Source organism: Thermophagus sp. OGC60D27 (assembly GCF_052400625.1).
Classification (GTDB): domain Bacteria; phylum Bacteroidota; class Bacteroidia; order Bacteroidales; family Marinilabiliaceae; genus Thermophagus.
Genome location: NZ_JBQTGH010000001.1, coordinates 515,764 through 540,134, shown reverse-complemented (window position 1 = coordinate 540,134; position 24,371 = coordinate 515,764). Strand labels below are relative to the sequence as shown.

Sequence of the window (24,371 nt, the reverse complement as noted above, 5' to 3'; positions counted from 1 at the left end):
TCATTAATTTCAATAATAATCAATATTTCATATTGCTAATGGTCATACAACGATCTTTCTTCAGGATAATGGGGAGTCTGTTTTTTCTTTCTCTGGGGCTATCCTGTGAGGTGAACAATGACGGAGGAATTTCGGACAGTATATATGCCAAGAAAGTATATCCTCTATTAGGAACGAACCATTCCCGGTGGTTCTTTTTTTCTTCTGCATCGCGCCCCTTTGGGATGGTTAATTTAAGTCCTGATACGGAAATTGATGGCGCCTGGGAAAGTGGGTATAAATATGACAGTGATACTGTAAAGGGGTTTAGTCATATTCATGCGTGGCAGTTGGCTGGTCCATCAATAATGCCTATAAACCCGGATTTAATTGATAAGAGATCAATGTTTCATGATTATTATTCCAGCTTTAATCATCAAACAGAACAGGTATTTCCGGGTTATCATCAGCTTTTTTTGGATAGATATCAAATCAAAGCCGAGCTTACTTCCACGAAACGAGTAGGTTTTCATCGTTACACAAGTGATGGAAAAATCGCTTTGCTTTTTAATCTGAATGGACAATTGGGGCCCAGCTTTATGAATAATGGAATTATTAAAGCACAGGAGCCAACCTTAATAACCGGGCAGGTAACCAATCTGCCCACATTCCGCCGGCCAAAACCCTGTACAGTCTATTTTGCGGCCCAATTTAATTCCCCGATTGAAGACATTGAGCGAGATCCGTCAACCGGTAATTATGTGGTTTATTTTGAAAATCAATTGAGTAAACCCTTGAAGGTGAAATTGGCAATATCTTATACCTCTGTTGAAAATGCAGAGATAAATATGAAAGAGGAATTATCCGGATGGGAGTTTTATCGTGTTGTTAATGAATCGGTCCATGAATGGGATGCTGTACTATCCCGAATTGAAATAGAAGGAGGAACCGAAGAAGAACAACAACGTTTTTATACCGACTTATGGCATGCATTACAAGGAAGACGCATTATTAGTGATGTCAATGGAGCTTATCCCGACAATTTTGGTGACGAATTCAGAATAGGACAACTTCCTCTTAATGATAAAGGAGAGCCATTGTTTAATCATTATAATTCCGATTCGTTTTGGGGAGCTCAGTGGACCCTCAATACACTTTGGGGGTTGGTTTATCCTGAAATGATGGATGAATTTGTTCAATCCCTGATGCAGTATTACCGTGATGGGGGATTGATTCCTCGGGGGCCTTCGGGAGGTAATTATACCTATGTCATGACGGGAGCGTCGTCAAACCCATTTATTATCAGTGCCATTCAGAAAGGGATCGTCAAAGATGACTTGGAAAATATTTATCAGGCACTTAGAAAAAATCAAATGCCAGGCGGTATTATGGAGAAAATTGGCTATGAACATAATACCAATATTGGAGGAGGATTGTTATACTATATGGAAAAAGGATATGTTCCTTATCCGCTTTCAGATGTTATTTATGGATCTCATCAGGATGGGGCTAGTCAAACGTTAGAATATGCATATCAGGATTGGGCCTTGGCGCAGCTGGCAAAAAAAATGAATAAAACGGATGATTTCCGGTACTTTCTAGGGAGGAGTTACAACTATAAAAATTTATTTGATTCAATCAGTGGTTGGATGCGGCCAAAGAATAAAGAAGGCCAGTGGAAAGCAGATTTTGATCCCTATCAATATGAAAATGGTTTTATTGAAGCCAATGGGGCTCAAAATACTTGGTTTGTGCCGCATGATATTGAGGGTCTGAGTCAGTTGATGGGTGGAGATGAAGCCGTATCCTTTCTATTAAACCAGTCTTTTGTGGAGGCTGAAAAACTTGGTTTTACAGCCGGTTCTTCCCATCAAAGAGAGAGGCATCCCGAATTTGTGCGAATACCGATTAATTATGGCAATCAGCCATCTATTCAAACAGCCTTCATCTTTAATTATCTGGGTAAGCCATGGTTAACACAATATTGGTCGCGTAGGGTTGTCGAAGAGGTTTATGAGGACCTAAGTCCCGATCAAGGTTACAATGGAGATGAAGATCAGGGAATGATGGGTTCATTAGCAGTGTTAATGAAAATGGGGTTGTTTTCAATGAAGGGGGGATGTTCATTGGAACCTATTTTGGAGTTGGGGAGTCCTGTTTTTGATCGAATTACCATTCAACTCAATCCTCGTTATTATTCGGGGGAGAAATTAGTGATAGAGGTCAGAAATAACTCAGATCAAAATAGATATATTCAATCAGCCCAGTGGAATGGTAAGGCACTTCAAAATTGGTACGTTTTGCACAATGATATTGTTAAAGGTGGAACGCTGATTCTGAATATGGGCAAAGCGCCCAATGAGCAATGGGCAACTAAATAGAGTGATTGCCTTCACCTGCCAGAAGGGAAATATATTGTGTTTGTATGAATATTGGAGACAGGCATCTCATCTAAAAGGTAAAACAGTAGGGTATTGTGGTCGTTTTTGCAAACAATCTTTTTTATTATCTAAAATAAGTAAATGTATTCATGATGGTGAAAAACAGACTTCTAAAAAATTGGAACTTATTATTGATCTTCCTATTCTTTTTGATGCCTATTCAGGCACAATACTATAAGTTTGTTGACCCACTAATAGGCTCGGAGGGGTTAGGAAATGTTTTTATTGGACCATCAGCTCCTTACGGAATGATAAAACCCGGTCCCGATAACGATGTGAAATCAAATAGTGGCTATTCTGCAGATCCCAATAAGGAAATTTATGGATTTAGTCAGGTTCATGTCAGTGGCACCGGAGGGGGACCCAAGTATGGAAATATTTCGGTGATGCCCTTTTTGTCTGAGGATGGCTCCATTACCTTAGAGCCCACATCACACAGAAACGAAGAACAAGTAGAACTTGGCTACTACAGTGTAAATCTTAGCAGATGGAATATCCAAACGCAAATAACGACCTCTGACAGGGCCGCTTTCTATCATTTCTCCTATCCGCAGGGCGTAAAACGATTTGTAAAGATTGATTTAGGAAAGTTTCTGGGAGAACCGTCAGTTCCTAACCCCGAGGCCCGGGAAGCACAACAATTTGTAAGTTCTGAAATTGAGATTGTTTCCGACTATGAGGTTCGTGGCTACAGTCGTATTCGTGGCGGATGGAATAATGGTGGCGCATATACTGTTTACTTTTCAGCCGTATTTGATCAGCCTTTTACAGAGTTTTCCACCTGGAAGGGAGAGCGCCTGTATCCCGACCAAAAAATTCAGATTGACACGGGGGCAAAAACCGGTGCGATACTGGCCTTTACGGGAGAAACGAATGATGTGCAAATGAAAATGGGTATTTCCTTTTTGAGTGAATTAAAGGCACGGGCTAATATTGACCATGAAATACCTCATTGGGATTTTTCCCGGACCCTAGAACAGGTGCAGCAAAAATGGGAATCGATATTTAAGCGGTTGGAAGTGGAAGAGGATGCCCCGGATGAGCTGAAAAAAATGTTGTATACAGGATTGTATCATACCATGCTCATGCCCGTAGATCGGACTGGCGAAAACCCGCTTTGGGAAAATAACGCACCATACTATGATGATTTTTATGCCATTTGGGATACATATCGTTCTTCAAGCCCTTTAATTACATTGTTAACGCCATCGCGTCAGGTAGATATTATTAATAGTATGCTAGAGATCTATAAACGCGAGGGATATATGCCAGACGCACGTAGCGGAAACCATAATGGACGAACACAAGGTGGTTCAAATGGCGAGGTGGTTATTGCTGATGCTTTTGTAAAGGGGTTGGAAGGAATAAATTATAAACTGGCGTTGGATGCTATGTTGAAAGATGCGACTATCCCTCCCGGAAACAATGAGGAGAAGGAGGGTCGGGGTGGTCTGACTGATTATAACCGGTTGGGATATGTTTCCACCGATTTTGTCCGGGCGGGGAACCGCACTCTTGAATATGCCTATAACGATTATTGCTTAGCTATTGTTGCCAAAAACATAAAACGCAGAGGTGAATACTGGCGGTTTATTAAACAGGCGAATAATTGGCAAAATCTTTGGCGCGATATAGAAGATCACGGTTCCAGAGGTTTTATTATGCCCAAAGATGCCAATGGAAATTGGGTCGACAGCATTCAGTGTGGTACAAAATACGGAAGAACAAGTTATGTCCGCTATACTCCGGTTATGCAAGATTGGCCTATTTGCGTATGTTGGTGGTGCGGCTTTTTCTATGAAGCTAACTCGTGGGAGTATTCATTATCGGTACCTCATGATGTAGCGAAATTGGTGGCGTTGTCAGGGGGAAAAGAGGCTTTTATGAAACGGCTAAATACTTTGTTTGATTTGGGGCTGTATAATGTGGCAAATGAGCCATCTTTTTTAAGTCCAAATCTGTATCACTGGATTGGACGACCCGATTTAAGTAATGAGCGGATTCATGCTATTATCGATAAAAATTACAATTGTACTCCGAGTGGCATTCCCGGGAATGATGATTCCGGAGCCATGTCGTCCTGGCTGGCTTTTCATATGATCGGGTTATATCCGAATGCCGGTCAATCATACTACTTGATAAACGCCCCATATTTCCGCAAAATCACCATACATCAAGAAAATGGTAAGGATTTTATTATTCAGACGAAGAATTTTTCACCTCAAAACAAATTTATTGAATCGGTGCAGTTAAATGGTATTGACTATAACCTATCCTGGATTGAGCACAGTGAAATCGTAAAAGGAGGAACTTTGATCCTTAATATGGGGCCAAAGCCTTCTGACAATTGGGGCAAGGAAATGTTGCCTCCTTCATTGTCGGATAATGAGTTGTAGCAATCCGCAAATGATTCTGATGGATGGATTTTAAATTTTCATATTGTTTGTGATATGGGGTGTTTGGGGAATGTTGCCGGGGAGCTTGGTTGGTAGGCGAATAATAGTGTATAAAAACATTATTTGATACATGAGGAAGATAAATAACGGGCGTTATATTTTTTTGATGATGCTCCTAATAGGGAATTAGAAAGCATCAAAATTGAAGGAGAAGATTCTTCGACACCTTGTGTTCTAAAAGATGTAGTAAATCATATGATTGAATCTTCATCTAATAGAAAAATGAGAAACCAATGAGATCAATATTTTATCATTTAATAATGTTTTTTATCTGTTATGTTCTGGTTGGTTGCTCAACTCAACCAGAACATGATGAGAATGAAAAATCTTCATATGAGTTGATTCGTCGCGTTATTTCAGAGCATGCTGACCAGTTCCTTGTTGAAATAGAAGACACTGATACACTTGATTGGTTCGAGATATCCTCTCAAAAAGACCAAATTGTATTGCGGGGAAACAGTGGCGTTTCCATTGCCTCGGCGTTGTATTATTATTTAAAAGAATATTGTCATTGCCAGATAACGTGGAACGGAACGAATCTGAATTTGCCTGAAAAACTACCTGTTATTGAGGCAAGGATTCGTAAAGAAAGTCCTTATGAATACCGTTACTATCTTAATTATTGTACCTTTAATTACAGCATGAGTTGGTGGGATTGGGAGCGTTGGGAGAAAGAGATCGACTGGATGGCCTTGCACGGAATAAATATGTCGCTGTCCATTACCGGGCAGGAATATATCTGGAATCAGGTGTATCAATCATATGGCTTTAAAAAAGAGGATTTAGATCCATTTTTTAGTGGGCCGGCCTATTTTTCCTGGTTTTGGATGGGAAATTTGGATGGTTGGGGCGGTCCTCTCCCAAAGAGTTGGAAAGAAAGTCATAGAGATCTACAGCAAAAAATAGTTCAACGTGAGCGTGAATTGGGAATTAAACCTGTATTACCTGCATTTACGGGGCATGTGCCTGCATCTTTTAAGAAGTATTTTCCCGATGCAAACCTCAAAAAAACCAATTGGGGCAACGGCTTTGACGATACGTTTATTCTGGATGCTGAAGATCCCTTGTTTGCTGAAATTGGCCGAAAATTCCTTGAACTGCAAACGCAGGTTTACGGAACGGATCATCTTTATTCGGCCGACACCTTTAATGAGAATGCACCTCCTACAGATGATCCAGAATATTTATCACAGTTAAGTAAGAAAATATTTGAAGGTATGACGTCAGCCGACCCGGAAGCTGTCTGGGTTATGCAGGGTTGGTTGTTTTATAGTCATCGCGATTTCTGGAAATCGCCACAAATCAGAGGATTGCTTGGTGCTATCCCTGATGACCGGATGATCATTCTCGATTTAGCGGCAGAAATTGAACCTGTTTGGAAAAGAACGGAAGCGTTTTATGGGAAACATTGGATCTGGAATATGTTGCACAACTTTGGCGGAAATATAAGTATGTTCGGCCGTATTGAGAATGTGGCCCATAATCCTGCAAAAGCCTTACGTGATGAAAATTCCGGACAAATGAAGGGGATTGGATTAACCATGGAAGCCATTGAGCAGAATCCGGTTTTATATGAATTAATGACCGACAATACATGGCGCGATACGCCGATTGATCTTGATGCATGGTTAAAGAGGTACATTAAAAACCGATACGGAACAACCACTCAGGAATTGGAGGAGGCATGGAATATCTTGGTTCAAACGGTATATAATGGGAAAACAATCAGAGACGGGGCTGAATCCATTATTGTTTCCCGACCAACTTTTGATGGATATAGAAGATGGGCCCGTACCAAATTAAACTATGCACCTGCAGATTTGCTGCCATCGTGGGATTTGTTTGTCAGATCGATTGCTAGGTGTGAACAATATGATGGATTTCTATACGATTTAGTGGATGTTACCCGGCAGGTTTTAGCCAATTATGCATTGCCCTTACAACAACAGATTTCGCTGGCTTATAAAAATGATGATAAGGCCAAATTTGAACAATATAGTAAGGCGTTTATTGCACTGATTGATGATATGGATCGGTTGCTGGGCACCCGTAAGGATTTTTTGCTGGGGCCATGGCTTGCCGATGCTCGTAAGTGCGGTTTTACGCCCGGAGAAAAAGAGTTGTATGAGCAAAACGCCCGTAATTTGATAACATTATGGGGCGACGCCAATAACCGTTTGCACGAATATAGTAACCGCCAATGGAGCGGACTGTTAAGTGATTTTTATAAACCTCGATGGGAGCAGTTTTTTGATCAGGTTCGAACTCATTGGGGGCATTTTGATCAAAATGACTTCGACGAAAATATAAAGCAATGGGAATGGCAATGGGTGTTGTCAAAGAAAGAATTTCCCGTTAATCCTCAGGGTAACTCAGCTGAAATAGTTGTTGAATTGTATAAGAAATATAGGGATAAGATAATTCCTTTAACCAATATGCAACCTCAAATAGATTACAATTATTAATATGGAGGGAATTATAATCAACAAGCAGGAGCGTTTTCTTTCGTTGGATGTGTTTCGAGGGCTGACTATAGCCTTAATGATTCTGGTCAATACCCCGGGAACAGGAGCTGAAATTTATGGATTTTTAATCCATGCTCCATGGATTGGATTTACCTTGGCCGATTTGGTTTTTCCTTCCTTTCTGTTTGCAGTGGGAAATTCAATGAGTTTTTCCATGCGAAAAATGAAGCTTGCTACAGCTAGGGGGTTGTGGCTTAAGATTCTTAAGAGAACTATCGTTATTTTTTTGTTGGGATACTTAATGTATTGGTTTCCTTTTTTTAAGCTTGGAGAAGGTGGCGATTTGATTCTGAAGCCTATTTCTGAAACCAGAATAATGGGAGTGCTTCAGCGGATAGCTCTTTGTTATTTTTTCGCATCAATACTTATCTTTTATCTATCCAAAAGAGCTGTTATCATTTTTTGTATTGGGATTCTTTTTGGTTATTGGGGTATTCTGTATTTTTTTGGAGATCCCGGGGTGGAATATGAGATGGCTACCAATGCCGCGTCAAAGTTTGATTTATCGATTTTGGGGTTGGGGCATATTTATAAAAAAGATTGTATCCCCTTTGATCCGGAAGGATTGTTGAGCACATTACCTTCCATCGTGAATGTTGTAATGGGCTATATGGCCGGAGTATTTATACAACGGAAGGGCAAATCTTTTGAAGGCGTTGCAAAACTTTTAATGGTTGGATTTGCATTGACCGCATTGGCAGTATGGTGGAATTTAGTTTTTCCAATTAGCAAAAAATTATGGACAAGTTCTTTCGTGCTTTACACTGTGGGCCTGGATTTATCGATTATGGCTGTTCTGATATATATACTTGAGATTAAGAAAATCAGAAAAGGAATTGTGTTTTTCGATGTGTTTGGCAAAAATTCTTTGTTTATTTACCTGTTTTCCGAATTGTTTTTTGTCACCTTATGTCTGATTCCTGCTAGAAATGGGTTAAATATATTTGAATGGGTCAGTGAAAGGATTTTTCAAACTATAACACCTGGTGCATTGGGTTCACTACTAACCGCAATCGTTTATATGTTAATTTGTTGGATGTTGGGTTTGGTGCTGCATAAAAGGCACATATATATTAAAATATAGTCAATGGTTTGATTTATATTCCATAATTTTAGATTGGATTTCCAATCAAATTAAGTTCTATGAGAGTAATAGTTTGCATTTTTTTTATATTCTCAGTTTTGTTCTCAACAAGTCTTTATGCGGAAGATTTTAAGCTGGAGCATTATAGTAGGGAAAATGGTCTTTCGCATAATTCTGTACGTCATATCGTTCAGGATAAATTTGGATTGCTTTGGTTAGGAACATTTAAAGGGCTGAATAGCTTCGATGGACATCGTTTTACCCCTTATTTGAGTAACTCAAAATCGAGAAATGGAATCCAGGATGATGATATTACCGCCTTAATTCTGGACCAAGATTCGGACGTAATGTGGATTGGAACACGAGGTGGACTCACTAAATTTAATTTAAAAACCCATCAGTTTACTACATTTCTACATGAAAAAGATGATCCTAACTCCATACCCGATTCCGAAATTAGATCGATATATATTGATAAATTTAAAAGGATATGGGTTGGCACCAAAGATCATGGATTGTGTATTTTGGATGAAAAAAACAGAACGTTTTTAAGGGTGCCTCTGGACGAATCTTTGTACATCAAATCGATTTTTGACGATTTAAATGGTCATATATGGATTGGGAGTTTTGAAACTGGCGGAATTTCGAAGATAACGTTGGGTGATAATGGCGAAATTCTTAATATTCAGTCTTATGATTTGTCGGTGCGGGAACTGAATGTTGTTAATCCGTATATCTATTTTATTTGTCAGGATTATAAGTCTGATTTGTTTGTGGGAACTCGAGAAGGCCTTTTTAAATGGAATAAGCAAGATGATATTTTTGAGCTGCAACCAATCCATGATTCAATATTTCGGGAAACCATAGGTCCCTATTTTACGTGTATTGCCCGAGCCCCGGATGGAAAATACTGGTTAGGCACCATTGGTGGTATCGTCGTTTGTAATAGATTGGAAGATATTTCGGAGGGTGATTTTCAATGGTATTACACCAAACAATCGGAAAAAACATCATTGGTTGATAATTCCATCTCTGCGCTCTATTTTGACAATTCTGGACTACTCTGGATCGGAACCGATAATGGGTTAGATAAATATGATCCCTTTAGAAATCAGTTTAAAACCATTAATTCATTTTCTTTAATCGTTGATGGGCGGATTCCGCGGATTTCAGATTATGCCAAAACGTATGACGATAAATTAATTGTGGCGACTCACAATAGTGGATTGTTTATAAAGGAGAATAATCAGTTTAAAAAAATTAAGATTGTTAATAATGACGTGTCTGGTATTTACACACCGGATGGCAAGATTTTTTATTGTGGTTTATGGTCAGGTAAAGTGGTTGTTTACAATTATATTAAGAATACTTCTAAGCTATTGGATGTTGGGTTTAAGCCCGTTCCTGTTTTTGCGTTTAAAAAATTGGCCAACGGTCATATAATAATGGGCTCTCATGGCAGTGGTGCTGTTATTCTAAAGCCTCACGGTTTTAGTTTGGATTATACGCTTCAGCGGAAGTTTCCCAATATTGCGATTAACCAGGTGACCGTTTCCAATGATGGTCTAATATGGATTGCTACGGAAAATGGCGTGATAACTTTTAATCCGGAAAATAATCAATCCAAGGTTTATGTTTCAAAAGATGGTGAAATTGAAGGGCTAACGAGTAACAGTGCAAAGGCTGTTTGCATTGATGATTCGGGGACTGTCTGGGTGGCAACTCGGATGGGCCTAAACTTTTATCAAGAAACCATTGATGACTTTATGCATGTAAAAAGGCCCAGTGAATTGCGTGAAAACTGGATTACCGATATTGTAAAAGGTAAAGATGGCCTCTTGTGGTTAAACTTTAACAATGGACAGGTTGGGCGATTTAATCCTCATGATAATAGCCTGAAAACATATGATGTTGGAAGTGGTAATAGACTGGATGTTTTTAGTAATAAAGGTTTTTTGTTATATAAGGATTCGGTTGTTTATATTACGGGTAAAGATGAGATCATATATTTTACAATTAACGGTCTTAAGGAAAATTTGAGGTCTGACCCTCCATTTATTACTGAAGTAAAGGTTCAGAATAAAATGGTGTTGCCGGGGGAGCAGATTAAAGGACAGGTTGTTTTGGATGAAAATATTAATTATTCACGTCTTCTGGAGCTGGAATATGTGAACAGGAATTTTTCATTATCCTTTTCTTCTCCATCATATGCAAATTCCCGTTTGAATAAATATGAGTATATGCTTGAGGGATTCGACGAAGAATGGATCACTGTGGATGGAAATTCAACAACGGTTCAATACACCAATCTATATCCCCAAGAATATACTTTTAAAATAAGGGCTGCAAATAGCAGTGGATATTGGAGTGAGCTGTCCACTTATGAAATAAAAATTCATCCTCCTTTTTGGTTGACCCCTAAAGCCATCATACTGATTTTTCTCATTCTGATAGGGGTAATCTATTTTGTTTATAGGCAGTTGAGAAAAAGCTGGATGTTAAAGCATGCGTTGTTGGTGGAGAAAGTTCACCGTGAAAGGGAAGAGAAACTGAATGAGGAAAAATTACGCTTTTTTACTAATATTTCCCATGAATTTAGAACGCCGATTTCTTTAATTATTGGCCCCGCCAAACAGTTGGCCGAAGATGGATTAACCACAGATTTTCAGAAAAGCCGGGTGCAACTAATTCTTCAGAACTCCAATCGGTTGTTTAATCTGGTCAATCAGCTTCTGGATTTCAGAAAAGCGCAGAATGGAGAGCTGAAACTTAAAGTTTCTAAAACTGATGTTATTACAATTACACAAACTATTTTTCTTTCATTTGAGGGATTGGCCAAAGAAAAGTCTATTAATTATCATTTCAACTGTGAATATGATGAGATTTCAGGTTGGATTGACACAGATAAATATGACAAGATATTGTGTAATCTATTGTCCAATGCGCTAAAGTTTACGCAAAAATATGGGAATGTGAGTCTGTTTCTGGGCCTCAAAAACACTGAAAGAGGAGTAAAAAAACTAATTGTTGAGGTTAAGGATGATGGGATTGGAATTCCTGAAGAAAGTCAAAAAAAAATATTTACACGATTTTTTCAGGTTGAAAGCAGTAAAGAAGAACATACTGGTACCGGAATCGGTTTATCGTTGGTGAAATCATTGATTAAAGTTCATAAATCCGATATACAATTACATAGTACTCCAGGGAAAGGGAGTGTGTTTACCCTTGAAATTCCCATTGATAAGGAGTTTTATGATGAGAATGAGATCTTTGATTATGAAAAAGTGCCTGTAAAATCAATGCCGCCTTTGGACCAAAAGGTTGAGAAAAAAAGTGGCTCTACCGAATTTAAAGAGAAAGTTTTAATCATAGATGATAATCAGGAGTTACGAGATTATATTGCTGATTGTTTGTCAGAAAATTACAGGGTTTATAAAGCTGACAACGGAGAAACAGGGCTGCAAATTTGCCGACAGATAAAACCAATTATTTGTATCGCCGATGTAATGATGCCGGTCATGGATGGCTTTGAATTATGCAGAACACTAAAAAATGACGAGCGAATAAGTCATATTCCGGTTATTTTATTAACGGCACTTAGCAATAGTGAAAACCAAATAAAAGGATATAAATTAGGTGCTGATGACTATTTAACCAAGCCGTTTGATCCATCTCTTTTAAATAGCCGTATTCAGAATATTGTGGAGACTCGCTCGAGGCTTAAAAAAACCTTCTCCGGTGATATTGAAAGTTCTGTTGATCTGTTAACTCACTCTCCGGTTGATGAGGAGTTTTTGAATAAATTGACTTCAATTATCAACAGCAATTTAAGGGAAGAGAACTTGACCAGCAAATTTTTGTGTTCTACCCTGGGAATTAGTTCTTCAAGCCTTTATCGGAAAGTCAAAGAGTTGACGGACCTGTCTCCAAATGAATTTATTAGAACCTTAAGGTTGAAAAAGGCGGTTCAGTTACTTCGTTCGGGACGAAATAATGTTTCTGAAGTTTCCGACATGGTGGGCTTTAACGATCCCTATTATTTCAGTAGATGTTTTAAAAAACAATTTGGATTTCCGCCAAGTGATTTATTGTGAAATGATTGATAAATATCCCATAAAAGTAGTTAAGCTATATGAAGAATTTTAAATCTGTTTTAAGTCTGTTTTTTTTGGTGTTAATGGTGAGTTGTAAGGTGGGGACAAATACTGAAAAATTGTTTAATATCGTTGACTATGGTGCCGTCGCTGATGGTGTAACCGATAATGCAGTTGCCATAAAAAAAGCGATTGATGCCTGTGCCCGGTCGGGCGGGGGTAAAGTGATAATTCCCGGAAATGGCGTGTTCCTGTCCGGACCATTTGACTTAGTCTCTGAAATGGAACTGCATGTAGAAGCGGGTGGCACATTACTGGCAAATCCAGATACTTCAGTCTATGTCAAGAGTGCTTTTCGTGAAAATCAAGGAGAAGGAACAGTCTGGATTGGTGGAGAAAACCTCCATGACGTAGCCATTACAGGCCTAGGTATTATTGACGGAAATGGCATTAAATTCATGGGGGAAGAGTTGGAAGATTCCTATGAGCTTTTGCCCTTTGAGGTTAAGGATCCCCGTCCACATGTATTGACCCTTGTAAATGTACATAAAATACGGATTGAGAATGTCACCTTCAGGAATTCTGCTTATTGGACTGTTCATTTGATTGGATGTGACGATGGCGTTATTAATGGAGTTACTATTGATAATAGTTTGAAAATCCGGAATAGTGATGGGATAGATTTAGATCATAGCAAGAACATCCGTATTAGTAATTGCAATATTAAAAGTGGTGATGATAGTATTTGTTTAAAAAACAGAAGAGAATTCAAAGAGTATGGAGGGTGTGAAAATATAGTTGTTACCAATTGTCTAATGAGCTCGCGCTCGTGCGCCTTCAAAATTGGATCGGAAAATATGGATACCATTCAAAATGTAACTGTGAACAATTGTACGATCCTTGAAAGTAACAGAGGTATAGGTATTCAAAACCGAGATGAGGGTGTGGTGCAAAATGTGCTGTTTTCAAATATCATTGTTGAAAGTCGGTTTTTTAGTGATGTATGGTGGGGGAAATCGGAACCCATATATATAACGGCCTATCGTAGAGCAAATATTGATCATAAAGATGCCGGTTGGAGATTTCCGGAAGGAGCCACGGAAGGATTTGTTGGGCAAGTGAATGACATAACATTTAGGAACATTCAATGTCGTTCCGAAAATGGAATCTATGTGAGTGCAGAATCACCGGACAAAATCAACCATATTTTGTTTGATGGTGTTTCTGTTGTTTTAAATAGAGTTACAGCTTATGAAGGTGGAATTTATGATCGCAGACCTTGCGAAGGAGAAGGGTTGGTCAAAGCAAAAACTTCTGCTTTTTTTATTGATAACGCGAATGATGTTTTGGTTCGTGACTGTGATATTCGTCTTGGGGCAAATCCGCCTTTAAATATGGGCGAGTTGGTGCATCGATAAACGTATCCAAACGTTTAATTATAAACCGTTAACCTGTTTGGATTGATGGCACTAGTATATTTAAAGTTTGTTGGTAAAATGGTCTGTCTGTGAAGCACGGAAAATGTGTTTTCTCTCAAATTTTTGAGTTCTTAATTCAATCTATCTTTTGATAAGTTTGTAAGGATGTGTAATGGGAACAGTCTGTCAAATATTTTTCTTTTAGGAATTCTCAGTTTTGTTTGCACCTAAATCAACCAGCGTTAGCAGACAGACCATTTGCCGTGCTGCATCACGATCCTGCCGGTGAGATTTATACCGATTTTGCCGGCAATCAACTCCCTAAATGGATTTACTAACTATTTAATCTTTTTTGTAGGTTGTTGGGAAACTATAATTAAAGTGGGGCATATTGAAACATTATGGACAAATGGTTGTCAGTGTATTGTCTTTAAAATGCCGGGTTAGGGCATTCAGTTAAAACTGATTGTTTGTTTAATCAATTAACTTCAACTCTCATAGAATCTCTTTCGTTATAATATATCGTGCATGACTCGTTTTGTTAACGTCATCAGTTTCATAGTTCATGGCAAAAAAATAGGGCTTATCATCTTTTTCCAGATACCCAACAAACCACATAAGATAATGTGTATCGGATAAAATTCCACAACCTGTTTTGCCACTTAATTTATCATTACGGTTTTGGTCCGAAACAAGAATGTCTTAAACCCGAATAATGCATTATAACTTCGTCGTGAGAATTAAAAGTGCAATCCATCAAGAACTGGTTGAAATGAGGCATAGCCCCGCTATGTTGAATGGAAACAAGTTAGCTTGCGACTTGATTGGCAGCAATTTTAATTCGTAATAGATTTTCTAATGCATTTTTCGGGTTTAACAATGTTAATAGATCTTCGAGATATTTTAGGTAATTGATAATTGTAGAATTTTTTCAAAAAATCAATTTGCCGGTTTGCACTTAGGTGAAATGGTCCGGCCAACCAAAATTGCGCTGGCGGGTCGTTCCGAGTTAATGGTATCAATATTATCCTGATATTTATGCCAAATTGCTCTGCAATATTGATAAAAACCCAAATGCGGAATGTTAAACTGCTGTTTTAAATTCTGATCCTGATTCCATTGTTTCTGTGGCTTCACCATCTCATCCCACTCGATTATTTGGTTTGTTTCGTTACCGACCCTTTCTTCCAATGCAATCAATGAATTGGTTATTTTAATCGTTGATGCAGGTATATCTTCTGAAGCACCTGGTTCTGAATTGTATTTGATGTATTCGTTATCATTCTGATTGTAAATAACAAAACATCCATTCATCCCATATTTTTTAAAGATCGGTTCGAAGTTTTTTGTAATCACATTTTGTGAATATCGGTTTGGAAAATTATTCCAAATTCTATTGTTAGAAAAATATATTTCATAGTGTTTTGGAAAATTTATCGAGTCCTGGTATGCTCAAAATGTTATATCTCCGTCCTCAAATTGATTCCTTGGTTGGTTTCCACAGAGTTAATGCCCGGCCCTGAATCGTCAGTCCCTATCTTTATCAGTAAGTTCATTTGGCGGGATGATGATTGGTGGGCTGTGGCTTAATGTGCAACCGTCGGATATTTTATTATTCTTTTTTTCTCAATCTAAATTTTTTCCATGCGTAAATGGTCAATGCCATTAATATCCAAAATGGCCAAATTTTTACCAGGAATACAATAAAATCTATGAATCCGAACCATCCATTAGCTATGGCATGTATGAATCGGTTAGTAAATTTATCGCGTTTTACAGGTTGGTATTTGAAATCTTTAGGTTTTGAAATTTCCAGGTGCAGGGTGCTGTAATCTATCAGGTCATTCAAGTACTCAAGTCGCCCAGTGGTGCTTTCGATCTCTTCTTCAATTTTGCGGATTTTGTCTTCAATTTCGAGGATGTCTTTAACCGTCTTGGCTTTTGTCAGTAATTCATTGTATTTTTTAAGATAATTTTTTTTGTTCGCGAGTCTGGTTTCTAAATCAATAAATTCTTCCGTAACATCTCTTGCATCAATTTCTTTATATTTTATTTCTCCGTTCCCTTCTTCAACTTGAGCAATGAATTTTTCAAAGTAATGGCTTGGGATCCTAATCTTCAGGTTGTAAGATATTTCTCTTTCTGTGTTATTTAAACGTTCGCTTGCGTAATATCCTTCGAATCTTTCGACTAAAGAATCCACATGTGTTTTTGTCCGTTCCAATTCCTGTACTTCCACACCCAAACGTCCGTCTTTAATGATTTTCTTTTTAATTACCTCCTTTGTTGTTTCAATTGGAGATAACGGAGGCGGTGGCGGGGCAACAAGGTCTTGTCTTATTGCCGGAAATATTTCTTCTTCTGTCAATATTTCATCGGCAATAAATCCGGCATGGTCAGATTGGTTCTGGTGACAGGAAGTTGTGAGAAATGCAACAAATAGAATAAAAATTGAATTTTTCATGAAATGAGGTTTTTATCGTCAAAATATATTTCTAAGCTCTTTTATGTTTTAACGGTAGTATGGACAAGCCATATTATTTTTCTTCTTTTCAAGTTTAAAAAAAATATATGCCAACCAAACTCATCGGGGGTGGAGCTAACCCAATCTGTATAATTGGAATTAGTCCGTTTGTGATTTTTGTTTATGGGGGTAAATAATATTCTTAGATTCTCTTCTTACTTACCCCCCTTTTTCTTCTGATACTGTGACGGAGTCATTCCAAATTCTTTTTTAAAGGAAGTTCCGAAATAGCTAACATCTTTGAATCCGCACCGGTAGGCGATTTCCGAAATGGAAAGGTTATTTTCTTCGAGCATTTCTGAGGCTCTCATCATTTTCATTTTTCGAATAAAGGTGTTGGGGTTGATGTTGAGGAATTCTGAGGTTTTACGATAGAGCATAGAATTGCTCATGGACAATTTAACGGCGAGCATTTTTACCGAAAAGTCGGGATTGGAGAGATTCTCTTCAATAATTTGTCTGGCATGGGCCATAAAGTCGTTTTGCTCTTTGTCGCCGTTATGGTCGAACTTTTTCAGCATTGATAGGGTCCGTTTTTGTTTCTCCAATAACGCTTCAATACGTGCCAGCAGAGTGTTCAGATTAAAGGGCTTGGTGATATAGCTGTCAGCTCCTGCGCGGTATGCTTCAGCACGTTCTTCTTCTGATGTTTTCGCGGTGAGCAGGATGACGTTCATCGTTGCCGTAGCTTCATTTTTTTTGATTTTACGGCACAGTTCAACGCCGGTCATAGTGGGCATGAGCATATCTGTTATGATGAGGTTCGGTTTTTTGTTGAGGGCGGTTTCGTATCCAATTATTCCGTTGGGGGCTTCAATAACGGTGAAAAAGGTTTCAAGGCTACTTTTCAAAAGCTTGCGAAAATCGGCATTATCTTCTACAATAAGGACTACCGGTTTGTTGTCGAAGGACTGTTGAAGGTTCTTGATGCGCAGAAGTGTTTCTTCCTCCACCTCTTCCGGTTCCATAAATGTGACGGAGGTTTGGTTTTCATTGTTTTCTATGATCTCTGACCTGAGGAAAGCTTTTTTGTTGACGGGCAGAGAGAAAGATATGGTGGTGCCTTTGCCTGGCTGGCTTTTCAGATGAATGGTTCCTTTGTGGGTTTCAACCATGGCCTTGGTGAGGGCAAGGCCGATCCCAAAACCTTCCGACTTTTTGGCGCTGCTGTCAACCGACTGATAACGGTCGAAGATTTTGGTTTGTAGATGATGCGGAATACCTCGTCCTGTATCTTCAACCTGGAAGCAAGCAAGCGTTTGGTGGCCCGATCTTTTTAGAGACAAATGCAATGTTATGGTTCCTTCCTGAGGGGTATTCTTAAACGCGTTGGACAATAAGTTGTAAAGAATGATGTCGAGTTTTTCCTGATCAAACCACAGATTGGATTCGGGACAGTTGATTTTGCATTGGAAATCAATCTGTTTTTTTCGTGCCAGGGGAATAAAGTTGTCGCAAATATTTTGTGTAAATTGGTTGAGATTTCCGCTGTTGACATAGAGCGGCAGTTGTTCCATTTCAGATTTGCTATAGTACAAAAATTGTCGGTTGAGTCGGTTGAGCCGATTGATGTTTCTTTCGGCCAAAGTAAGATCTTTATTTTGTGGGACTTTGCGAGTGCTTTTCCAGTCTTCAATCAGAAATGAAAGGATACTCAGAGGTGTGAGAAATTCATGAGAGATATTAGCAAATAGGCTTTGTTTGAATTGGTTAAGTTTTTCTGACTTTTGTCTTTCCAGATGTTCCATTTTCAGGGCCTGTTTCACCCTTTGGTTATTACGTTCCATACGAAAAATCAAAAGAATAAAACCTCCGAAGATGAGTGCATAGGCGGTAAAGGCCCACCCGGTTTTATATGGTGCCGGTCTTACTTTAATAAAGAGTAATTCGGCGACTGGATTCCAGTGTCCTTGGCTGTTAGAACCTTTAATCTGGAGTGTGTAATTTCCCGGTTTTAGGTTGGCATAGTTAAGTGTTCGCATTTTGGCATCCAAGATTCTCCAACCCTCTTCCAGCCCTTCAAGTCGTACCGCATATTTATTGTTTTCGGGTTGCGAAAACGAGAGTGCGGCAAAGGTTACCGAGAAACTGTTTTTCAGATGGTTCAAGATGAGAGGGTGATCAGGTGTCGTGTTGCCGGAAACCGTTTTGTTCATCACCTTTACATCGGTGACTACTACTGGCGGAATAAAGCTGTCCGGATTAATGTTTTGTGGATTAAAACAGTTGAAACCATGATTCCCTCCAAAATACAGAAAACCACGTTCGTCTTTAAAGGCGGCTCCTTTGTTAAATATATTTCCTTGTAAACCATTTTCCTTAAGGAAATAATTCGAACGAACGGAATCTTTTGTGAAGGTCATCTTTGTTAAACCTCGATTGGTGCCCACCCATAGATTATTCTCATCATCTTGCTTAATGGCATAAATAATATCTCCGGCCACATGAGAGGCAAATGAGGTGAACTTCTGATCTTCGTCATCCCATTTAAAGAGTCCACCTCCACCGGATCCCACCCATAGGTGATTGGCGGCATCTTCGAAGAGAGTTAGGATATGATCCGTTATCAAGCCATTTTTCTCTTTTTGTGCTGCCTGAAACTGTTCAAAGAGCAAAGGGTAGTGTTTTTTTATGTTTGATTTAGAGTGATTAAGCCCTCCATCGAAGGTGGCCACCCATAGCTCACCCCGGTGATTAAGAAGAATTTTGGATATGCGGTTGCTGCTAAGAGATTTGAGATTATCCTCTTCCGAGGCATATCTGACAATAATGAAATGACGAAAACTTTCAGGGCTCGAAGGAACGATTTTATATAATCCGTTTTCGGAGCCTATCCATATGTGACCAAAGGGATCTTCCTGAATATCCGAAATCTCGCGCGAAGGGAAATTGTATTGAGGATTGTTTTTGTTGATGATGAGATATTCCCCGGTTTGAGGATTTACTTTAATGAGGCCCAAGTAGCGGGTCCCAAGCCAAAGATTACCTTTGGAATCCCAAAGAAAACAGTTTACTGTATTGAGTTCATTGGGGAGCTCTTTAAAACCAGGCATTTGATTGAAACGGGTAAAAGATTGATCTTGTAGATTGTAAAGACCAAACCCTTGACTTTTAACTCCAATGAGCAAATGTCCTTCAGGGGTTTTTGTAATGGAGGTCACCGACTGGGATCCTTGTGGAGAGAGTAAATCGTAGATGTAGAAAGTGTTAAATAGTTTGATTTTATTGTCAATTTTGTTAATGCCCCCACCTGAAGTGCCTGACCATATCAGTCCTGATGCATCACAAAGAATGGTGAAAGCTTCATTGTGAGAAATCCTGTGGTGATTGCTTTCAGTGTTAAATGTCAGGAAAGTGGGGTTGGGTTGTTTTGGATTTTTTACCCGTGATAGTCCGTTTGGTGATCCTATCCATAGATTGCTGTCTTTGTCAAAGGTCAGATCAAAAATAATATTATCTGTAGAAGACATATCCGATTGACTGAGCAGCAATTGCTTTTTTATCACCAAGGAATCTTTTTTTAGAGAGAAATAAATTACACCATCCCCCCATAGGCCTAGCCAGTACTCGTTCGTTCCACTTTGGGTCATGGAGAAGGGAGAAAAATGGTTGATTTCGAACGGTATATCTGATTTTGTCCACGATTTGACAAAGGTTCTGGTATGATCTATCAGTGTCAGTGATCCTTGCCACGATCCAATCCAAATATTGTCTTGGTCATCCCTGTAAATATGGGTTATCCAGTCAGAGTTTATGCCCGTTTCTTTTTGTGCAGTGCTGTACCTGCCTATGATACCCGAAAGAGGATCCAATACATCAACTCCGTCGCCTGAGCTGCCGATCCAAATTTTGTTGTGTTTATCTACAGCAAGGGTGTTAATTACATCGTAGGATAGTGTATATGGGGCCGGTGATTTCGTATTATAAAAGGTAAATGTTTCCTTTTGCTGATCTAAGCGTGCAACCCCCCGATCAGTGGCACACCATAAATAACCTTCGGAATCCTCATCTATGGCATTGAACGAGTTGGTGATCAGCCCTCGGTTGTGATGCAAGGCGATGGAATAAGTTTTGAGAACATATCCGTCATAGCGGATGAGGCCTTCAGTCGTGCAGAACCAGATAAAACCTTTGGAATCCTGAAAAACATCTCTAACATCGTCGGAGGGTAGTCCCTGATTACTACTGATGACATCAATAACGTAATTGTCCTGCATCTTTTCTGCCAATAGAAGGTTCTGGAAAACTACTAATAGGGCAATGAATAACAGACCTGAGACTTTTAATTTGTTACCGGTAACACTCATATTATTTACGTGTGTTTCTATATGGATGGTTGATTTATGTATAAACATTGGTATTGTCTAACCATTTATCCATAGAAGTAAACTAATCTACATGATTCTTTCCTAGATCGAATAACACCTAAGTAATTGTTAAAATTTCTTTTTTGTCCCTTATATATTGGTCAAATGTACGAAAATATATGAATGATATTTTGTGTAGTTGTGTAAGAGACATTAAATCAGATGGATAAAAAATGTTGTAAATGATGCTTTATTTGGAGTGGCGAATAAAAATCAAAGATATATGAATAAAAAACAAGGATAAAGAGAATGGATATTAACTTATTTTGATGGTGTTGTTTAAAATTTAACAATTCAATTCATGCAAAGAGTTTTATTAATGTTGGTGATTTTGGCTTGGCCATATCTGGGAGTCTTTGGTCAAGTACAAAATAAAGTATTATTAAAGATTGAACCGAATCAAGAATTTCAGGTTATACATTCATTTGGGGCCTCGGATGCCTGGCGGTGTCAGTTTATAGGCCAATACTGGCCCGAGAGCAAAAAGCAGCAGATGACCGAGTGGTTGTTTAGTAAGGAGTTGGATAAGAAAGGGAATCCTTTGGGAATAGGTCTGTCAATGTGGCGCTTTTATCTTGGAGCAGGAAGTTTGGAGCAGGGTGACAGTAGTGGCATCGTGAATCCCTGGCGTCGGTCCGAATGTTTTTTGACCGCTGACGGCACTTACGACTGGAGTAAACATGCGGGTCAGCAGTGGTTCCTAAAACAAGCTCATCAATATGGAGTGGAAAACACCATGGCGTTTTCCATTTCTGCCCCTGTCAATTATACCCTTAATGGAAAGGCTTTTTCCCCTGCCGGTCGAACTTCTCTGAATATAAAGGATGATAGGCTTGATGATTACGCACATTTTTTGGTGAAGGTGTGTGAATACTTTGAGAAGAAAGGACTAGGCTTTGATTATTTAAGCCCTTTCAATGAACCACAATGGAGCTGGAGTAACCCCACGCAAGAGGGAACACCTGCCACCAATGAAGATCTCTTCTTGTTTTCATACCTGCTTAATCATCAAATGCAACAACGTGGCTTGAAAACTCAACTGGCATTAGGAGAGGCTGCAGAATATAAGTTCCTTTATGAGAAATTGGATGATTATATTGGTAGCTCGGACCAGTTTAAGGAGTTTCTTTATCCTCATAGTCCATTCTACATCGGACAATTCAGCCATGCCGCTCCCTTATTTTCTGCCCATAGCTATTTCACTACCTGGCCTGTGGAAAAACTGATCGATGTGAGAAAAAAGGTTCGGGAGAGTCTCGACCAGATTAATCCAAATATGGAATTCTGGCAAAGTGAATTTTGTATCTTAGAAAGAAACGACGATATAAAAGAAGGAAACGGACGCGATCTGGGGATGGGAACAGCTCTGTATGTAGCGCGGGTCATCCATTACGATCTTACAATTACCAATGCTACCTCTTGGCAGTGGTGGACCGCCATCACTCAATGTGATTACAAAGATGGGCTTATCTATATAGATAACGGGAATAACGGTATTCCATCCCAGCAACATCCCGATAATGAAAAACTAAAATATGACGGTCATTTTCACGATTCTAAACTGTTGTGGGCACTTGGAAACTATTCACGATTTGTACGTCCCGGAATGGTTAGGGTGAATGTAGATATTGATGACAATAGAAGTATATATGAAGAGGCTACTTCGTTGATGGTATCAGCCTATAAGAATAATGTTTCCAATGAAATGGTATTAGTGGCAGTTAATTATGCTGAACAGGAATATGAGCTTTATATTGAGGAAGATGGAATGTTTGAAAAAGAAGTGAAAACATATGTTACTTCCGAGGATCATGACTTGGCATTTTTCAAAAGTCGTTTAGACCATTTGGTAGTCCAACCCAAAAGTGTTAAAACGTTTGTTCTTAAGTTTAAGTGATTGAATGTATTGTGAAATAGGTTGTTGTATTTATTAAAATAGCTAAAAATACATAATTTAAAATGTGGGTTTATGAAGAAAAATGTTTTTAGTTGCATGATGTTATCCACGTTACTCCTTTTGGGAATAATCAATTGGGGGTGTGATGATAACAATGAAAAGACCTGGAGCGTTGATAGCGATCCGGTATTGGAATTGAAGGCTGCAGAAATTCATTCTGAACAAGGGCGTACCATCAAGATAGAGGGTGTCGTTAAAGATGAAGTAGGGATTAAATCTATCAATTTGAATATTGATGATTGGTATTTAGATAGGGATATCCGTGTTTCAGCTAATGATTCGTTGGTGAAAGAGTACGATTTATGGTACGACTTTAAAGTGCCTAAGGATGCTGCGGACCAAGAGCATACCATTCAGATTACGGTTTATAACATGGGCGATCGGTCGGTTAGTGAAACCGTGAGTGTTTATATGGATGGTGATTTTGTGTCTCCTGTGCTTGACCTGCAAAATCCGGTCGACGGATTAACCCTGGCACCTGAAGGCGAGATTCCTGTTGAAATTTATGCCCTTCTGAGTGATTCGCGTCAGCTCGGCTATTTTGTGGCCAAAGAGAGCTCTATCAATTTCTATGATAGTATTTCCTTTATGGGGACTGGAGCTTTGAGCTTTGAATACAATAGCACTGCCACTCTTCCGGCAGAGATAGGAGAATATAATTTTGAATTTGTACTGGCCGATAGCGCCGGGAATGTGGTCGGAGAAAGTCGTTTGGTGAAAGCCTCCTACGACTTTGATAAGCTTTATCTGGCAGATGTGGAAACCGATGAAGAATTAACTTCCGATTTATTTGGAGTGCCTATGTTGATTTCGAAAACTGCCCCTTATAATTTCGAAGCTAAGTATTATTCCGAGGCTCCAGGAACTAAAGTGCGTTTTATACCACAAACCACAAGCTTTAAGCCTCATTGTTACGGGGTGGACCCGGAAGATCCTTCCAAGCTTATCAATGATTCCGAAACTGCTTTACCTATCGTATTGGATGGAAAGGGGTATTACCGCATAACCCTCAACCTGGAAAATCTCTCCTACGAGGTTGAGTCGTATGAGCCCGAAGATTGGTATTTCGAGCCCAAAATGGAATATCCAGATGATGATTCTTACATCGAAACAGAGTATGTCGGGAAACTTGGTCTTGTAGGAAAAGGCTTTCCTGAGTATCCAGACCAGAATTGGGCAACTTGGGCTTCGATTGAATTTGATCGAGACCCGGACAATCCCTACCGATTTTATAAAACGCTGGATATGGAGGGCGATGTGGAGTTTATTTTCCAACCTGAGCATCCATGGGGCTGGTGGCCAGAACCATTCTGGCGATTCGACAGTAAAGAAAATCCCGAAAAAACAGTCTTGAAAGGTGGGGATAATGTTGCTTTAACGGTTCCCGTACGGACAACGTATAAAGTCACTTTTGATAGTCACCTTAACAGGGCTAAAGTAGTACCGGTAGAGTAAATAGAATTTTCCCGGAATCTTTCTTTGAATTCCGGGAAGCATTTAAAGGTTTTAACTGATTATGCGGGAGA

At 39.1% G+C, this 24,371-nt stretch carries 12 protein-coding genes; 8 read left to right on the top strand and 4 right to left on the bottom strand.

The window, feature by feature from the left end; translation table 11 throughout:
• The first annotated feature begins 38 nt into the window (after window positions 1–38).
• The 6 genes from ACT29H_RS02075 (at window position 39) to ACT29H_RS02050 (ending at window position 13,997) form a co-directional block, all read left to right on the top strand.
• Window positions 39–2,360, top strand: a complete 2,322-nt coding sequence (locus ACT29H_RS02075) for a GH92 family glycosyl hydrolase (protein ID WP_444819932.1) — start codon at window positions 39–41, stop codon at window positions 2,358–2,360.
• Between the two features lie 149 nt (window positions 2,361–2,509).
• Window positions 2,510–4,816: a GH92 family glycosyl hydrolase gene (locus tag ACT29H_RS02070; protein WP_444819931.1), complete on the top strand. Its 2,307-nt coding sequence runs from the start codon at window positions 2,510–2,512 to the stop codon at window positions 4,814–4,816.
• Between the two features lie 293 nt (window positions 4,817–5,109).
• Entirely contained in the window at window positions 5,110–7,341 is a 2,232-nt protein-coding gene (locus ACT29H_RS02065; protein ID WP_444819930.1) for an alpha-N-acetylglucosaminidase, read from the top strand.
• 1 nt (window position 7,342) lies between these two features.
• Window positions 7,343–8,485, top strand: a complete 1,143-nt coding sequence (locus tag ACT29H_RS02060; protein ID WP_444819929.1) for an acyltransferase family protein — start codon at window positions 7,343–7,345, stop codon at window positions 8,483–8,485.
• Between the two features lie 59 nt (window positions 8,486–8,544).
• Complete coding sequence (locus tag ACT29H_RS02055) at window positions 8,545–12,579, top strand: two-component regulator propeller domain-containing protein (RefSeq protein WP_444819928.1); 4,035 nt, start codon at window positions 8,545–8,547, stop codon at window positions 12,577–12,579.
• Between the two features lie 38 nt (window positions 12,580–12,617).
• The gene (locus tag ACT29H_RS02050) at window positions 12,618–13,997 is read left to right on the top strand and encodes a glycoside hydrolase family 28 protein (RefSeq protein ID WP_444819927.1); all 1,380 of its coding nucleotides are present in this window, start codon (window positions 12,618–12,620) and stop codon (window positions 13,995–13,997) included.
• 495 nt (window positions 13,998–14,492) lie between these two features.
• Here the strand turns inward: ACT29H_RS02050 and ACT29H_RS02045 are convergent, their stop codons facing one another.
• The 4 genes from ACT29H_RS02045 to ACT29H_RS02030 form a co-directional block, all read right to left on the bottom strand.
• The gene (locus ACT29H_RS02045; protein WP_444819962.1) at window positions 14,493–14,696 is read right to left on the bottom strand and encodes a penicillin-binding transpeptidase domain-containing protein; all 204 of its coding nucleotides are present in this window, start codon (window positions 14,694–14,696) and stop codon (window positions 14,493–14,495) included.
• 240 nt (window positions 14,697–14,936) lie between these two features.
• Window positions 14,937–15,311 carry a penicillin-binding transpeptidase domain-containing protein gene (locus tag ACT29H_RS02040; protein WP_444819926.1) on the bottom strand — a complete coding sequence of 125 codons (375 nt, stop codon included), beginning with the start codon at window positions 15,309–15,311 and terminating at the stop codon, window positions 14,937–14,939.
• 298 nt (window positions 15,312–15,609) lie between these two features.
• Window positions 15,610–16,461: a DUF4349 domain-containing protein gene (locus tag ACT29H_RS02035; RefSeq protein ID WP_444819925.1), complete on the bottom strand. Its 852-nt coding sequence runs from the start codon at window positions 16,459–16,461 to the stop codon at window positions 15,610–15,612.
• Window positions 16,462–16,676: 215 nt separating this feature from the next.
• The gene (locus tag ACT29H_RS02030) at window positions 16,677–20,876 is read right to left on the bottom strand and encodes a hybrid sensor histidine kinase/response regulator transcription factor (protein ID WP_444819924.1); all 4,200 of its coding nucleotides are present in this window, start codon (window positions 20,874–20,876) and stop codon (window positions 16,677–16,679) included.
• Window positions 20,877–21,189: 313 nt separating this feature from the next.
• On the opposite strand from ACT29H_RS02030, the gene ACT29H_RS02025 reads away from it, so the two are divergent.
• Together ACT29H_RS02025 and ACT29H_RS02020 are read left to right on the top strand one after the other, a co-directional pair.
• Entirely contained in the window at window positions 21,190–22,785 is a 1,596-nt protein-coding gene (locus tag ACT29H_RS02025; protein ID WP_444819923.1) for a glycoside hydrolase, read from the top strand.
• A gap of 72 nt (window positions 22,786–22,857) precedes the next feature.
• On the top strand, window positions 22,858–24,300 hold the full coding sequence (locus ACT29H_RS02020; RefSeq protein ID WP_444819922.1) for an Ig-like domain repeat protein: 1,443 nt from the start codon (window positions 22,858–22,860) through the stop codon (window positions 24,298–24,300).
• Window positions 24,301–24,371: the final 71 nt, after the last annotated feature.

Excerpts from the sequence above, each read along its gene's own strand:
- ACT29H_RS02075 (WP_444819932.1), top strand. The coding sequence starts at position 39 with ATGGTCATACAACGATCTTTCTTCAGGATAATGGGGAGTCTGTTTTTT.
- ACT29H_RS02070 (WP_444819931.1), top strand. The coding sequence starts at position 2,510 with ATGATGGTGAAAAACAGACTTCTAAAAAATTGGAACTTATTATTGATC.
- ACT29H_RS02065 (WP_444819930.1), top strand. The coding sequence starts at position 5,110 with ATGAGATCAATATTTTATCATTTAATAATGTTTTTTATCTGTTATGTT.
- ACT29H_RS02060 (WP_444819929.1), top strand. The coding sequence starts at position 7,343 with ATGGAGGGAATTATAATCAACAAGCAGGAGCGTTTTCTTTCGTTGGAT.
- ACT29H_RS02055 (WP_444819928.1), top strand. The coding sequence starts at position 8,545 with ATGAGAGTAATAGTTTGCATTTTTTTTATATTCTCAGTTTTGTTCTCA.
- ACT29H_RS02050 (WP_444819927.1), top strand. The coding sequence starts at position 12,618 with ATGAAGAATTTTAAATCTGTTTTAAGTCTGTTTTTTTTGGTGTTAATG.
- ACT29H_RS02040 (WP_444819926.1), bottom strand. The coding sequence starts at position 15,311 with ATGAATGGATGTTTTGTTATTTACAATCAGAATGATAACGAATACATC.
- ACT29H_RS02035 (WP_444819925.1), bottom strand. The coding sequence starts at position 16,461 with ATGAAAAATTCAATTTTTATTCTATTTGTTGCATTTCTCACAACTTCC.
- ACT29H_RS02030 (WP_444819924.1), bottom strand. The coding sequence starts at position 20,876 with ATGTTTATACATAAATCAACCATCCATATAGAAACACACGTAAATAAT.
- ACT29H_RS02025 (WP_444819923.1), top strand. The coding sequence starts at position 21,190 with ATGCAAAGAGTTTTATTAATGTTGGTGATTTTGGCTTGGCCATATCTG.
- ACT29H_RS02020 (WP_444819922.1), top strand. The coding sequence starts at position 22,858 with ATGAAGAAAAATGTTTTTAGTTGCATGATGTTATCCACGTTACTCCTT.